Below are 255 nucleotides of genomic sequence, written 5' to 3'. Positions count from 1 at the left end.
CTCTCCCTGTTGCCCAGCGGATGATCGATGGTGCGGTAGTCCTGCGGCTGGTAGCGCGCCCACCAGGCCGGGCCTTCGGACTTCAGCGGCGGCGCCACCAGCACGGCCCTGTAGCCCAGCGACTGGATCTCGGCGGCGCGGCACTTCATGTCGGCGATCTTGGCCTGGATCATCTGGAACGAACCGATCGGCTGGCCAAAGCTCTTGCGCTCCTTCACGTAGGCCACCGCGGCCTTGTAGGCGGCCCGGGCCAGG

At 68.2% G+C, this 255-nt stretch carries 1 protein-coding gene; it reads right to left on the bottom strand.

Annotated features, from left to right (window positions below; translation table 11 throughout):
• The coding region (locus tag FLQ44_RS13520) for an acyl-CoA dehydrogenase family protein (RefSeq protein WP_276607858.1) at window positions 1–255 on the bottom strand (255 nt) is incomplete at both ends.

The organism is Vogesella mureinivorans, assembly GCF_007644035.1.
GTDB lineage: Bacteria > Pseudomonadota > Gammaproteobacteria > Burkholderiales > Chromobacteriaceae > Vogesella > Vogesella mureinivorans.
The sequence above is the reverse complement of the archived record's forward strand: the minus strand, read 5'-3'. Positions and strand labels throughout refer to the sequence as shown.